The organism is Luteimonas colneyensis, assembly GCF_014836665.1.
GTDB classification, from domain to species: Bacteria; Pseudomonadota; Gammaproteobacteria; order Xanthomonadales; family Xanthomonadaceae; genus Luteimonas; species Luteimonas colneyensis.
On the sequence record NZ_JACSQJ010000001.1, the window covers coordinates 573677 to 585596 of the forward strand.

An 11920-nucleotide genomic window follows, 5' to 3' on the forward strand; every position below is an offset into this window, starting at 1 on the left:
ACCCTCATGCGCGCATCCGACTACAGCAGGAAGCGGCCACGGGTCGGGCCGGGCGGGCGCGCATCGCCGGCGGGGCGCAGCATCCTCACCACTTCCATGAGGTCGAGCCACGCCTGGATCGGGTCTGCCGGCGCCGGCAGCCGCTGCACACCGCCCTCGCCCACCAGGACGACGCCGCGGCGATCAACCCCGGACTTCGTCGATGAGCGCTTCAAGCAGATCCTCCCGTTCGAACAGACGGAAATACGTCGTCAGTGCCTCGTGATCGAGCGATTCGTGGTGGGCGCGCAGCAGGGCACGGATGTCGTCCAGGTCGCGGGTCCGGGTCGGATCATTCACGTAGGCCTGGAGCTTGGAAGTCGACGTCGCGCGTCGCAAGGACGACATTGTGCGCGGCAAGCGCGAGCCCGTCGATCAGCGCCGGAGGCGTCTGCAGCCGGGTGAAGGCGACGAGGGCTTCCCTGATCTGGTCAAGCAGGCTGGCCATGCGGGCATCGTAGCGCAGCAGGCCGCCGCGGCGTCCGGCACCGTGAAGGCGGCAACGCCGTCGAATGCCGGCGGCGGGAGAGCAGTCCGCACCACGGGACTCAGGCGTATTCTCGGCGGACGCCACCCGGGAGATTGTCATGAGTCACCAGGCACTGTTTCCCTATCTTTGTGTCGCCGACGCCACCGCCGCCATCGATTTCTATCGCCAGGTATTCGGCGCCACCGAACTGCTCCGCCTGCAGGAGCCCGGCGGCCGCATCGGCCACGTGGAACTGGACTTCGACGGCACCACGCTGATGCTGTGCGACGAGTTTCCCGAGTTCGACATCCGAAGCCCTGACCCGGCCGCCGGCTACAGCGCGACGATGCACCTGCACGTGGACGATGCGGACGCCGTCATCGCGCGCGCGGTCGCCGCCGGCGCCACCCTGCTGATGGCGCCAAGCGATGCGTTCTACGGCGAACGCTCCGGCGCGATCCGCGACCCCTTCGGCCACCGCTGGAACATCGGCCACCATCTCGAGACCGTCAGCCCCGAGGAGATGCAGCGGCGGTATACGGCGGTTCTCGGCACTTCGTGACGCCCTTCAGTTTCGCAAGCGAATCGCCTGGGTCTTCATCGGCACCTTGTCCCCGTTCGGGCGTTCGATCGTCCAGCCATCCGATGGCGACGCATAAATCACGGTGGCATCCTCCTGCAGACCCCACCAGGTGTACTGAGTGACACGAAGCTTCCCGTCGCTCATGAACTCGACGTCGCTCGATCGCCAGGTCAGCGTCAAAGCAACCAGTCCCACCACGATCAGCGCCACCATAACCAGGCCGACCAGGGTCTCGAAGAAACCCACCACGCCTGCGACGATGCCACGCTGTTCCACTGCGGGCTGCGGTACGGCTTCTACTTGAGCACTCATCCATTTTCCCTTGATTGACTGACGTACCAGTACGTTTTCTGAAAGCGATCACAGCGAGGCATCAGCCGCAGCTCATTGCCGCCGCGGATCGGCTGGCAGTTCCGGCGTCGACTCCATCAGGATCTCCAGGCTCGCCTGCGTCTGCCGGCTGCGGTCGCCCCGCGCGTCGGCCTGGGCCTGCGCACGCTGCTGCTGGGCGCGGATGTGCCCGGGGACCACATCGACCTGTCGCTCCCGCTGCAAGAAGGCCCGATCGCCGGGCTGCAGCTGGCAGTTGCGGCTGAGCGTTGCCTGTTCCTCACCCGTGCGGGCAGCGGTGCTCTGCAGGTTGACCACTACGCCCAGCGTGTCGCCAAGCGGTTCAAGCCGGATGCAGATCGCGTCGATCACGGCCTGCGTGCGCAGTTCATTGCGGTCCACCAGCACGAACAGGTTTTCATGGTCGAGCCAGACGACGGATGCCAAGCCTTCCACCCCGTGCAGCGCCGCGCGTGCCGCCTCGCGGTCCACACGGCGCGCAGGGTCGGCTAGCTTGATCGCCTTGCGGAAGTCTTCGTGCATCGCCATCAGGCCGTCGTGCACGCCCTCCTGGTCGCCGACCAGCGCGGACCCGCGGATGGATGCCAGATGGCCGGCCGTGCGCAGCGGGTCCATCGGCTGGCCGGCCTGTTGCGGGCGTGGCTGCGCAGGCTGCGGGACTTCCGTGCAGCCGGCCAGTACGCATATCGCTGCAGCCGCAGCCATCGCCAGGCTGGTGAAAGATTCCATTCGATGTTCCTCCTGTCCCCGGCCAAGGAGAAGCACGATGCGTGCCACCGCGGCCGTCGCTGCTCCGCTGTGCCGAGACTCACATGCGCACCTGCTCCGGCAGCAGGTGACATTTCTGGTCACGCACACCGGGACCTGGGAACCCCGCTTCCCAGGGCCGCTCACCTCCATGGCGCGAGTACGCCACGCGCCCTCGATCGCCTATAGTTTTCCCTCCACAGGGGGAAATACCAATGAAACTGCTCACTCGCGGCGCCGCCATTGCGGCCGCCCTGTTCCTGTCTGCCTGCGCCACCCATCAGGATGTCCTGCTGGCGAAGTCAGCGCCGCCGCCCGTCGTGTCCATCGCCCAGGTTCCTTCCGATGGCAACTCCGAAGCCATGGATGGGGCCCTGCGCAATGCATTGGTCGAGAACGGTTTTACCGTGCGGGCGCCGTTGCCCGCGGGCACCCGGCAGTCCAGCGAAGTCGACGCCATCGTGAGTTACGTGGATGTCTGGCGTTGGGACATGGTGATGTACCTCCATTCCCTGGCCGTCAAGATCTTCGACGCACGGAATGGCGACCTGCTCGTCACCGGCGACTGGAAGAACTCCGCCTTCCATGGCTTCCAGGACGAGAACAGGGTGATCAGCGACGTAGTGGCAGAGATGACCGCCAAATTGCGGACCGCGATGCCGGCTGGAGCGTCTCAAACCACCGCAGCGGCGCCGCGGGCCGATGACGATTTGACAGCGGATCCGAACGACGCGCCCTGACGTTCGCGGCCGCACGTCCTGACAAGGAGGATTGCCATGGGACGTCGAAAGAAGAGCGCCCTCGACGAGGCCATGGGTAACGAGCTGCAAGTGACCTGCGTTATAGCGATTGATCAAATGTCGAGTGGGGAGAGTTTGGAATGAAGTGGCACATGTTCATCGGCCATGCCGTGTTCCTGAGCTCCGTCTTTGTGACCGCGCTCATCATCCTGCTGTTCAAAGTCCTCCGCGCCGTCCGCCAGAGGCGCTCGCCGCTTCATGGGAAGCAGATCGGCCACGTTCCTGGACAACAGCTCCTGGACAGAATCGGCGACGCGGATCGAGAGGCGGACTTCGGTTACGACGTCATGATCATGGCGCTCCCGATGCTCTTTCTCGTCTGGGCGTCGATGCGCATTGAATGGCAGTCGGTCACCTTCGGCGTGGCCGAGGCATGTTTCTTCGCCGGATGGCTCCTGATGCTCGCCTACGGATTCTGGCAGTACAGACGCCACGCGCTCCGTAAGGAACAGGCACGGGACGGCCTGCTTGCCGAGCGCGTAACCGGGATGCAGCTCAACCGGCTCGTCGCCAACGGCTGCCTCGTTCTGCACGACCTTCCCTGTGGGAACTTCAATATTGATCACGTGGTGATCGCGCCGCGTGGCGTCTACGCGATCGAAACCAAGTCCTTCCGGAAGCCGAAGTCAGGTTCGACCGCTGACCCAAACAAGGTCAAGTTCGACGGCACGACACTCAAGTTCAGTGACTTCGCGACCAATGCTCCAATCGCACAAGCACGGAGGCAGGCGAAGTTCCTTGCCTCGCTCATCAGGGAAAGTATTGGGGAGCCCATTCCAGTCACACCAGCGGTCTCTCTCCCGGGCTGGTTCATCGAGAAAACAGCCGACAGAAAATCTGCTGACACCTTTGTGTTCACTCCTATGGGCCGAGGATACGAATGGTTCTCTTACGGAGATGAAGTAGTTCCGCCCCAGACTCGCATGCTCATCGCCAAAGCGCTTGCGCTGCGATACCCAACCGTGGAATAGCGCCCGCTACTTACAGGTCACAGTTTGGAGAAAGTGTGACGTCCCACTTCCCTGCGGCTATCTGCATCCGGCCGACTACTAGTTCCAGTAAGCCCCACACAGTGAGGGTCAGGTCTTCTTTAGTCGCGTCCCTCAGCCCTACGAACTCGTGAAAAGCGTGATCAAGATCCGAAGGATCTTCGCCTACTGACTCCCAATGTTCATTGCACAAGGCCGGAACGCCAATCTGCTCGGCCACGAATTGGTCTGACCATTCCAGACAGCCACGGATTGCAGCTTCGGCGTTGGCATCCTGGCCCGAGAGCAACAGGCGTCCCGCGGTTTTGAAGTTGCCTGCGTCTCGGTACATGTGCTCGAACACGGTGAACTTTCCTTCCATGAAACCCGTCTCCCAGGTTCTACCCATGGAAGGAGGCTAAGAATTGTCGGTCTCACAACCTGCGAGGGGTCCCATGATCCGAGCCCTTACCTGCTAGCCTGGCGCCCCTATGTCAGGACTCAATCGCGGCCTCTACGAGCAGCTGGTCACCGAAGGGCTCGAAGAGGCCCTGTCGGCGTTGGACCCGAAGCATCGAGCCCAACGTGCCCACCTCCATCCAGAGGAGGCGGCAGACCGGATTGCCTTCCACCTGGCCGCCCTCGTCCGCCGCAGCGTGGCGGCGCTTGATGCCCGCCAGCGCACCGAAGTCGGCGCCCGGCTCGCGCGTGAGGTGACCCGGCTGCTGGCGGCCGAGAGCAAGGGCGTCGATGCCACCGATGCCCTCTCCACCACCGGCGACGTCCTCCGCGCCATCGCCGCCCTCCGCCCCGACGGGCAGCCCGAGGACGTCCCGCTTCCGGCCACGCCGCTCCTCGACACCAGGCTGCTAACGAATGCGCCGGGCGAGCCGCGCATCGGTTACCAGCTCAACTCCGAAGTCGCGTCGGCCGACCGCATCGATGTCCTGATGGCCTTCGTGCGCCAGACGGGCATCCGACCGATGCTCGACCTGCTGCGCCGGCACGTCGACGGTGGCCGCCCTCTGCGTCTCCTGACCACCACGTACACCAACTCCACCGAGCTCGCCGCGCTCGAAGCGCTGCGCGACCTTGGGGCTCAGGTTCGGGTGTCTTACGACACCTCCAGCACACGGCTCCATGCCAAGGCCTGGCTGTTTCACCGCCATACCGGGTTTTCCACCGCGTACATCGGCTCGTCCAACCTGACCTATTCGGCCCAGGTCACCGGCCTGGAGTGGAACGTGCGGGTGTCAGGCGCCCGCAACCTGGACGTCATCGACAAGTTCTCGGCCGTCTTCGAAAGCTATTGGCAGAACGACGATTTCCGGGACTTTGATGCGGAGGAATTCCGCGATCTCACCCAGACGCGAGCAGAAGGCCCCCGTGTCTACCTGAGCCCCGTCGAGATCCGCCCCGAGCCGTTCCAGTCGCGCCTGCTGGAGCTGATCCAGCTCTCCCGCCTGCAGGGCCACCACCGGAACCTGTTGGTCTCGGCCACCGGAACCGGCAAGACGGTCATGGCCGCCCTGGACTACCAGCGGCTACGCAAGCGTCTGCCGCGCTCAAGGCTGCTGTTTGTTGCCCATCGCAAGGAGATCCTCGACCAGAGCCTGGCCACCTTCCGACATGCGCTCCGGGATGCGGCCTTTGGCGAGCTGTGGGTGGGCGGCGACCGCCCCGCCCGCTTCGAACATGTTTTTGCATCCATCCAGAGCCTCAGCGCCCGGGGACTCGACAACCTGCCGCCCGATCACTTCGATGTCGTGATCATCGACGAGTTCCACCATGCGGCGGCGCCCACCTACAAGGCGCTCCTGGACCACCTGCTCCCGCGAGAGCTCCTCGGCCTGACCGCTACGCCTGAGCGTGGCGACGACGAACCCATCCTGCAATGGTTCGGCGGCCGGATTGCCGCGGAACTGAGGCTCTGGGATGCGATCGACCAGCACCGGCTGGTGCCGTTTGCCTATTACGGGATTGCCGACGGCGCGGACTATCGGAACGTCAGCTGGCGCCGGGGGCGCGGGTACGACCCTCAGGAGCTCAGCCAACTCGTCACCGGTGATCACGTGCTGGCGCGCCGGATCATCGCCAACGCGCTGCAGACGGTACCCAATCCGGAGACCATGCGCGCCCTCGGGTTTTGCGTCTCCGTGGCGCATGCAAGGTTCATGGCGGAGCAATTCAATGACGCCAACCTCCCCGCCGTAGCAGTTTGGGCCGACTCTCCTCGCGAAGAGCGGCGGCAGGCGCTGCAGGCGCTGGCCGCCGGGGAGATCCGTATCGTCTTCTCGGTGGACCTCTTCAACGAGGGCATCGACGTCCCTTCGGTCGACACCCTGCTACTGCTGAGGCCGACCGACAGCCCCACCGTATTCCTGCAGCAGCTTGGGCGCGGGTTGCGGCGCGAGCCCAACAAGAGCGTCTGCACCGTGCTGGACTTCGTCGGCCAGCACCGCAAAGAGTTCCGGATGCACCGTCGTTACGCCGCCCTGCTTGGGGGGAGCCGGAAGCAGATCGAGCGCACCATTGAGCAAGGCTTCCCGTTCTTGCCGAGCGGCTGCCACATGCAGCTCGACGCGGTAGCCTCGCAACATGTGCTGGAGAACATCCGCCAGAGCCTCCCGAACACCTGGCCGACCCGGGCGCGGGAGCTGCGGCGCGTCGCCGAGGCTGACGCGACGGTCACGCTGAAGAACTTCCTCGACCAGACCGGGATCGAGCTGGAAGACGTTTACGCCAACAACAAGAGCTGGTCCGATCTTCTCGAAGCGGTGGCGTTGCCACGCTTCCTGGCGGGCCACATGAAACACCGCTGCGTCGGGCGCTCGGGCGCCTGCTTCATATCGACGACGCCCTGCGCATCGAGCAGTACCGGACTTTCTGCGAAGCGCCGACCGCGCCTGATGTTGCAGCACTGGACATTCGGACGCGTCGACTGCTCCACATGCTCGCAACCGTCCTCACCGAGACCGTACTGAAAAGTGATGAGACGCTACAGGAAGCAGCCGATCTCATCTGCGCACATCCGCAAGTCCTTGCCGAGCTGCGCCAGCTTCTGGACGTATTGGCGGATCGCATCGAGCACCTACAGCAAGCACTCTCGACCCATCCGGACGTCCCACTGCGTGTCCATGCGAGATACACCCGTCGAGAGGTACTGGCGGCCTTCGCGAACGGAATCGAACTAAAGGTTCCCGAGTGGCGGGAAGGCGTGCGTTGGCTACCCGAAGCTCAAGTCGACTTGTTGGCGTTTACGCTTGACAAGACAAGTGGTCGCTTCTCACCAACGACCCGATACCGGGACTATGCGATTAGCCCATCGCGCATCCATTGGGAGAGCCAGTCCCGCACCCGTGAAGGGAGTGAAACTGGCAGGCGATACCAGACCCACGAGAGTAGTGGCAGCTGGGTCCTGCCATTCGCCCGCCTCACCCCTGATGATCGTGCGTTCTGGCTCCTGGGCCCGGCCACTTATGTGAGTCATGAAGGAGAACGCCCAATGGGGATTACCTGGCGTTTAGCGCACGCACTTCCAGGGGATCTCTTTGCCAGCTTCGGGGCAGCCGTGTCCTAGTAAGGTCACCGCACAGCAGCTGCAGCCGCATCCCGCCTGTCCGCTTGGCCGCCGACCATCGGAGCAGAAGCAGCACCATCGCGGCACCCTTCAATACCGGGCTTTGCCAATAACCACTGGCACGGCAAACGGCACAGGTCAATGCAGCGACACTTCGATCCAAACAACAATTATGAAAATGGCTCGGCGCCAGGGAACGGAAAATGGGGAAAATTCGGACACACTACGACAACCTTAAGGTCGCGCGTGATGCGCCGGACGTGGTCATCCGCGCCGCCTATAAGGCACTCGTTCAGAAGCACCACCCGGACAAGAACCCCGGGGATATGCACGCAACACGAGCGCTCCAAATCATCAATCAATCTTATGAAATTCTCTCCAATCCCAGTCGGCGCGTCCTGCATGACAAATGGATAGCGCAAGAGGAGCTGTCGCACTCGAATGCAACAGCGAGATCTGGTTCGCACTCTTCCTCAACCCCACCACCGCCGCCTCCACCGCCGCCTCCCACACCACCACCGCCGCCTCCCCCACCTCCACCGCCCCGCGCAGACACGCCGAGTGAAGATCCCGATTTTCCGCGAGATGGCGGAGCACGCCAGCAGAGGGCAGATAGTCCGGGGTTCTGGTCAAAGCTGATAAATGGTCATTTTGGCCTCGCCACAACCTACTGGGTATTCGGGCTGGCTCCTTGGCTCGCCGTTAATCTTGCGTTCGCGGTCATAGAGCCCCTGGCTGCCATAAGAACAGCCGCTTTTTGGATTCTATTAGCAATACTGGCCTACTTAGCTTACTGGATCACCTTTGCGATCGGCTGCTGGCGTGCTGCGACGAGATATCAGGGGCCTACCATCTGGAGCTCGCTCACAAAGGTCGTTCTCTGTCTTGGCTGGTTGAACACGACTGTTATCGGCCTCTCCGCACTGACCCTTCTGAACCTGCTGGTGCAAGGCGGCCCGCCGAACGCGGCTTCGGATACTCCCCGCCACCAGCCCGTACATGACGCACCGCAAGGTAGGCCTCCAGCAACGGCACAATCGCAAGAACCAGACGAACCGGATAGTTGGGAACTCTTGATCCCTAGCGATCACCCGGCTTATGACGTGGTCCACGATGGGGCCAACTGGGTGACGACCCACTTAAATACGGAAGTGGAATTATCTATCCACAATGAAACCCTTCGACGCAGAGACGGGCAGATCACCTTTTGGGAGCGCAAAAGACACTTGGTAGCGTACATCAGATCATCCGGCATCGAGTACCCAGATAAGTTCACGAACTGGACTCTGTACTGCCACGAGAGAACCTACTCTTGGGGAGTCATTATCGAGAAAAATAGGTTCGGGAGAGTCCTCTACGCTCAAGACTTTGGCGACAAATTCAAAGAACCGCTAGAGCCAGGCTCCAAACTTGAAGCATACCACTCAGCGTTCTGTCGCGATCAATAGCGCGCTCGTCGTGGACGGCAATCCCATCGCGAACCAACTGCCGCCAAAAATGGATTTTTTAACAACCGGTGATCTGCCCCGTTTGGCCGTACCAGTGATTACTGGCAAACGCCGTTACTGACCCCGTGATTTCCTGCTCAGGTGTAACTCTTACACGGAGACAGATGAGCGTTGTGATAGAAGAAGAGCAAGAGCCAACGACTCGCCACTCTATCGATACGATCTCTTTCGAAGCAAGTGCTCCTCAAAGTCTTCAATATCGATGCGGATCGTCTTATTTCCGTTACGAAGGTAGTACTCCCACCGCTTCCCATCAATGGATCGCACAAACGTAAGCTCATGCCTTGCCACTACCCGCAGCACGGCCACACTTTTACCTTCGATAGTCACAATCTGTACATCCACATACGGATCCACCCGTCGTCCATCGCGAATGCGGCCTGCGATTAAACTAGACAGCTCCAACTGCCATCGGTCCGCCCCATTAATACCGAGGGCATAGTCTGCCTCCAAGCCGCAGATGCGCTTCTCATCGTCTACCCCAACCAGAAGGATCCCACCGTCTGCATTTGCGAACCCACAGATCGTCTTTAGAATCTCATGTGCGACCGAATCACTTCGATGCCGTTGCCCGGTGGCCTCGTGTCGCTTGATGTCACACAGCAAAGAGCTCTTTAGCTCGAGCGTCGAAGACTCATCGTACTGACCCAAGAGAGCAGGAACGTCGATGGGCGCCAACGCTCCCGAAACCCGCAGCACTCTTCCAGTCTTTAGTCCTCCCTCATTGAAGCCCGGCAACAGGTCCAAGCCAAACGGCTGGATTCTTTCCCTTACTGCGAGCGCGCTACCCAGCTCGTCACCGAGGTCAAGGCCGCACAGCGCGATGAGGTCGGCCAAAGTCACATCTGTGCCAGCCCCCTGCAGCGCCTGCGCAACCACCTGTTCGAACGTGCGCGAGACCAAGACCATGGCCTCTCACCCAGAGATTCGGGTGAGACTCAGCAAGTAGTCCGCCATGTCGGTCGCGCGCCGATCCCAAAAATCTTTCGGTCGAGGTTCATCAGCGACGAGGAACTCAAACGCAGCGGACGAAATGAACGCTCGTTCAAGAATTGACCGCGAACTATCATAAGACACAGCCTTCTCATGCAACGCCGCGCTGGGCACGCGAGAGCGCCACCACAAGTTACTCTCGCGACTGAGCGGGATCATATTCGCTAGTGACTCGCAGTAGTTCCGCCCAGCCATCCTGAGGTTAAGAATGGACGCTAAGGAGCCAGCCGCGTTGTTCTTGCACCAATCGCGCGGATAAATATGATGTAGCTCAACACCAGTTTCTGACGGAAATTCCAAGACCACGGACGGATCCAACAGGTCTCTATGCGCACGCGCAATCATAGGCAGTGCAAGTGCCTTGCCAAACGCACCAGAGGGCTTTTTGTCTGTCAAGCGATCAACTAGATGATCGCGCGCTGGAACACTGCGCTCCATGAAGGCGTCAAGTTTCTCCTGCGCAATACTGGCCCACGCACCGAAACTTGCATGCTCTGCCCGGTTATAGAGAAGCTCTTTTAAGAACTTCAAATCCGCAGCGCTTTGGGTCAAGAACCCTTGATCGTATCGTCCGGTCAAGGAGTTAATCCAAAAGAAGGCACGATATGCTGCATCTAATTCGGCCATCGTCCAATGATCACGGAACCTGGCGTCGTTATCCATATACCAGCGCAATGCTAGGAAGATTACTGACGATACTGGATAGGGGCAGTCCTTCATCCCAAAAGAGCCGCCCGCTACGACATTTTGGAAACTGCCGAAATAGCTGGCCAGCCGTTCCGGCTGGGCGATGACGTCGTTCCAGAACTGCGGGGGTGTCGCCAGAAGATCCCCTGCCTTCACGCTAGTGATCGATGCAACCTGCCGTCTCCCAACGCGTCTAGGCGCTGCCTTCTCCGAATCGAGCGCGATGTAGCATGCGGTAACCGCCTGCGCGACGAGTTCTGGTCTGTCCTTCTTATCTGCCCAACCTACTGCCCCATCCATCTGACCGAGCTCGTCGATCCAATCACGAAGCAAGACAGGATCATCGCTGTTGACCGTATCGTTGTACAACCAGCTGTGAAGCAGATCGACAGTTGACACCTTCGTGCCAGTGGTATTGAGAGTCTCGAAGATCTCGCAGATGTCGCCAAGTCCGTAATCTTGCGGGACGACATAGACGGCGAGCAGTGTCTTATTGATGCCAGAAAAGGCTTGTTTGAGAATTACGTCGCGACGATCAAGCTCCTCCGGATCTGGCAAGACGCCGCCAGGGTAGTTCGCAGGATTGCGGATCGCTTGCAGGTAACGCATCCACTGCGGGAACAGTTCTTCGCCCGCCTCGTAGCTCGCAAGAGGAAATAGACCGTTCGCAATCGCCACCGCCTCAGAGGTGAGCCCACGACGAACAATCTCAACTTCCTTTAGGTACGCAATACGAGCTGCGTCGTCCCTAGCCCGTACATCTAAGAAGTAGCGCCCCGAAAACTTCGAGCGCGCACCCTGTGCGCGGAGCCCTCCAAAAGCCATGGCTAGCGCTGTGCACCTCTGGCGGCCATCTAATATCGCAAAGAACTTTCTGGGGCGGTTCTCCGCCGCCACATCAGAGAAGCGCGCTACAGGCTGCGCATCTGGATTCGACGAGTCGGGAATCGAGATTGCCTCGAGACTTAGTTCCGAACCATCGGGTTGCTCCCACAAAGTAGCCATGCCGATTGGCCGCGCTTCGATCACGGAATGGACGAGACCCACGACGTCTGACTCAGACCAAACGAAGTCCCGCTGAAACGATGGCACTAGCCACGAGCTGTCGCGAAGCAGACTAAGCAATTGGGATATGCCAACTGCTTCAACCTTGAGACCTGACATTCTTTCCCCCTGATTTGTATTGATCTCTCTG

General features: G+C 60.9%; 15 protein-coding genes. 7 read left to right on the top strand and 8 right to left on the bottom strand.

All coding sequences use genetic code 11. The annotated features are described in order from the left end of the window. Positions 1 to 20: 20 nt before the first annotated feature. The 3 genes from H9645_RS02585 to H9645_RS02595 are packed head-to-tail and all read right to left on the bottom strand — an operon-like array spanning position 21 to position 487. Positions 21 to 215: a hypothetical protein gene (locus H9645_RS02585; protein WP_191728155.1), complete on the bottom strand. Its 195-nt coding sequence runs from the start codon at positions 213 to 215 to the stop codon at positions 21 to 23. Continuing rightward, on the bottom strand, positions 184 to 339 hold the full coding sequence (locus tag H9645_RS02590) for a hypothetical protein (RefSeq protein WP_191728156.1): 156 nt from the start codon (positions 337 to 339) through the stop codon (positions 184 to 186). The genes H9645_RS02585 and H9645_RS02590 overlap by 32 nt, the downstream gene beginning before the upstream one ends. Then, complete coding sequence (locus tag H9645_RS02595) at positions 332 to 487, bottom strand: hypothetical protein (RefSeq protein WP_191728157.1); 156 nt, start codon at positions 485 to 487, stop codon at positions 332 to 334. Before H9645_RS02595 ends, H9645_RS02590 begins: the two co-directional genes overlap by 8 nt. A 139-nt stretch (positions 488 to 626) precedes the next feature. On the opposite strand from H9645_RS02595, the gene H9645_RS02600 reads away from it, so the two are divergent. After that, positions 627 to 1070 (top strand): VOC family protein, encoded by a 444-nt coding sequence (locus tag H9645_RS02600; protein ID WP_191728158.1) that lies wholly within the window; start codon positions 627 to 629, stop codon positions 1068 to 1070. A 6-nt stretch (positions 1071 to 1076) separates the two neighbouring features. Here H9645_RS02600 and H9645_RS02605 read toward each other — a convergent pair whose 3' ends face one another. Then, complete coding sequence (locus H9645_RS02605) at positions 1077 to 1403, bottom strand: hypothetical protein (RefSeq protein ID WP_191728159.1); 327 nt, start codon at positions 1401 to 1403, stop codon at positions 1077 to 1079. Between the two features lie 72 nt (positions 1404 to 1475). Then, complete coding sequence (locus tag H9645_RS02610; RefSeq protein ID WP_191728160.1) at positions 1476 to 2171, bottom strand: hypothetical protein; 696 nt, start codon at positions 2169 to 2171, stop codon at positions 1476 to 1478. 233 nt (positions 2172 to 2404) lie between these two features. Here H9645_RS02610 and H9645_RS02615 point away from each other — a divergent pair, with 233 nt between their 5' ends. Next, positions 2405 to 2929 carry a hypothetical protein gene (locus H9645_RS02615; RefSeq protein WP_191728161.1) on the top strand — a complete coding sequence of 175 codons (525 nt, stop codon included), beginning with the start codon at positions 2405 to 2407 and terminating at the stop codon, positions 2927 to 2929. Between the two features lie 140 nt (positions 2930 to 3069). Then, positions 3070 to 3960 (top strand): nuclease-related domain-containing protein, encoded by an 891-nt coding sequence (locus tag H9645_RS02620; RefSeq protein ID WP_191728162.1) that lies wholly within the window; start codon positions 3070 to 3072, stop codon positions 3958 to 3960. A gap of 10 nt (positions 3961 to 3970) precedes the next feature. On the opposite strand, the gene H9645_RS02625 is transcribed toward H9645_RS02620, so the two are convergent. Continuing rightward, on the bottom strand, positions 3971 to 4339 hold the full coding sequence (locus H9645_RS02625; protein ID WP_191728163.1) for a hypothetical protein: 369 nt from the start codon (positions 4337 to 4339) through the stop codon (positions 3971 to 3973). 109 nt (positions 4340 to 4448) lie between these two features. On the opposite strand from H9645_RS02625, the gene H9645_RS02630 reads away from it, so the two are divergent. The 4 genes from H9645_RS02630 to H9645_RS02640 all read left to right on the top strand — a co-directional run bounded on the left by H9645_RS02630 (position 4449) and on the right by H9645_RS02640 (position 9106). Beyond that, positions 4449 to 6941, top strand: a complete 2493-nt coding sequence (locus tag H9645_RS02630; RefSeq protein ID WP_225217917.1) for a DEAD/DEAH box helicase family protein — start codon at positions 4449 to 4451, stop codon at positions 6939 to 6941. Further along, positions 6908 to 7537: a DUF3427 domain-containing protein gene (locus tag H9645_RS14130; RefSeq protein WP_225217918.1), complete on the top strand. Its 630-nt coding sequence runs from the start codon at positions 6908 to 6910 to the stop codon at positions 7535 to 7537. The genes H9645_RS02630 and H9645_RS14130 overlap by 34 nt, the downstream gene beginning before the upstream one ends. A 203-nt stretch (positions 7538 to 7740) precedes the next feature. Beyond that, positions 7741 to 8985: a J domain-containing protein gene (locus H9645_RS14380; protein ID WP_191728164.1), complete on the top strand. Its 1245-nt coding sequence runs from the start codon at positions 7741 to 7743 to the stop codon at positions 8983 to 8985. Then, positions 8948 to 9106 carry a hypothetical protein gene (locus H9645_RS02640; protein WP_191728484.1) on the top strand — a complete coding sequence of 53 codons (159 nt, stop codon included), beginning with the start codon at positions 8948 to 8950 and terminating at the stop codon, positions 9104 to 9106. Before H9645_RS14380 ends, H9645_RS02640 begins: the two co-directional genes overlap by 38 nt. 89 nt (positions 9107 to 9195) lie before the next feature. On the opposite strand, the gene H9645_RS02645 is transcribed toward H9645_RS02640, so the two are convergent. Together H9645_RS02645 and H9645_RS02650 are read right to left on the bottom strand one after the other, a co-directional pair. Beyond that, entirely contained in the window at positions 9196 to 9954 is a 759-nt protein-coding gene (locus H9645_RS02645) for an AlbA family DNA-binding domain-containing protein (RefSeq protein WP_191728165.1), read from the bottom strand. Between the two features lie 6 nt (positions 9955 to 9960). Beyond that, positions 9961 to 11889, bottom strand: coding sequence for a DUF262 domain-containing protein (locus H9645_RS02650; protein ID WP_191728166.1), 1929 nt, complete (start codon positions 11887 to 11889; stop codon positions 9961 to 9963). Positions 11890 to 11920: the final 31 nt, after the last annotated feature.

What these genes read in the sequence shown, in the direction of transcription:
- H9645_RS02595 (WP_191728157.1), bottom strand. Translation starts at nt 487, where the DNA reads ATGGCCAGCCTGCTTGACCAGATCAGGGAAGCCCTCGTCGCCTTCACC.
- H9645_RS02600 (WP_191728158.1), top strand. Translation starts at nt 627, where the DNA reads ATGAGTCACCAGGCACTGTTTCCCTATCTTTGTGTCGCCGACGCCACC.
- H9645_RS02605 (WP_191728159.1), bottom strand. Translation starts at nt 1,403, where the DNA reads ATGAGTGCTCAAGTAGAAGCCGTACCGCAGCCCGCAGTGGAACAGCGT.
- H9645_RS02610 (WP_191728160.1), bottom strand. Translation starts at nt 2,171, where the DNA reads ATGGAATCTTTCACCAGCCTGGCGATGGCTGCGGCTGCAGCGATATGC.
- H9645_RS02615 (WP_191728161.1), top strand. Translation starts at nt 2,405, where the DNA reads ATGAAACTGCTCACTCGCGGCGCCGCCATTGCGGCCGCCCTGTTCCTG.
- H9645_RS02620 (WP_191728162.1), top strand. Translation starts at nt 3,070, where the DNA reads ATGAAGTGGCACATGTTCATCGGCCATGCCGTGTTCCTGAGCTCCGTC.
- H9645_RS02625 (WP_191728163.1), bottom strand. Translation starts at nt 4,339, where the DNA reads ATGGAAGGAAAGTTCACCGTGTTCGAGCACATGTACCGAGACGCAGGC.
- H9645_RS02630 (WP_225217917.1), top strand. Translation starts at nt 4,449, where the DNA reads ATGTCAGGACTCAATCGCGGCCTCTACGAGCAGCTGGTCACCGAAGGG.
- H9645_RS14130 (WP_225217918.1), top strand. Translation starts at nt 6,908, where the DNA reads ATGCTCGCAACCGTCCTCACCGAGACCGTACTGAAAAGTGATGAGACG.
- H9645_RS14380 (WP_191728164.1), top strand. Translation starts at nt 7,741, where the DNA reads ATGGGGAAAATTCGGACACACTACGACAACCTTAAGGTCGCGCGTGAT.
- H9645_RS02645 (WP_191728165.1), bottom strand. Translation starts at nt 9,954, where the DNA reads ATGGTCTTGGTCTCGCGCACGTTCGAACAGGTGGTTGCGCAGGCGCTG.
- H9645_RS02650 (WP_191728166.1), bottom strand. Translation starts at nt 11,889, where the DNA reads ATGTCAGGTCTCAAGGTTGAAGCAGTTGGCATATCCCAATTGCTTAGT.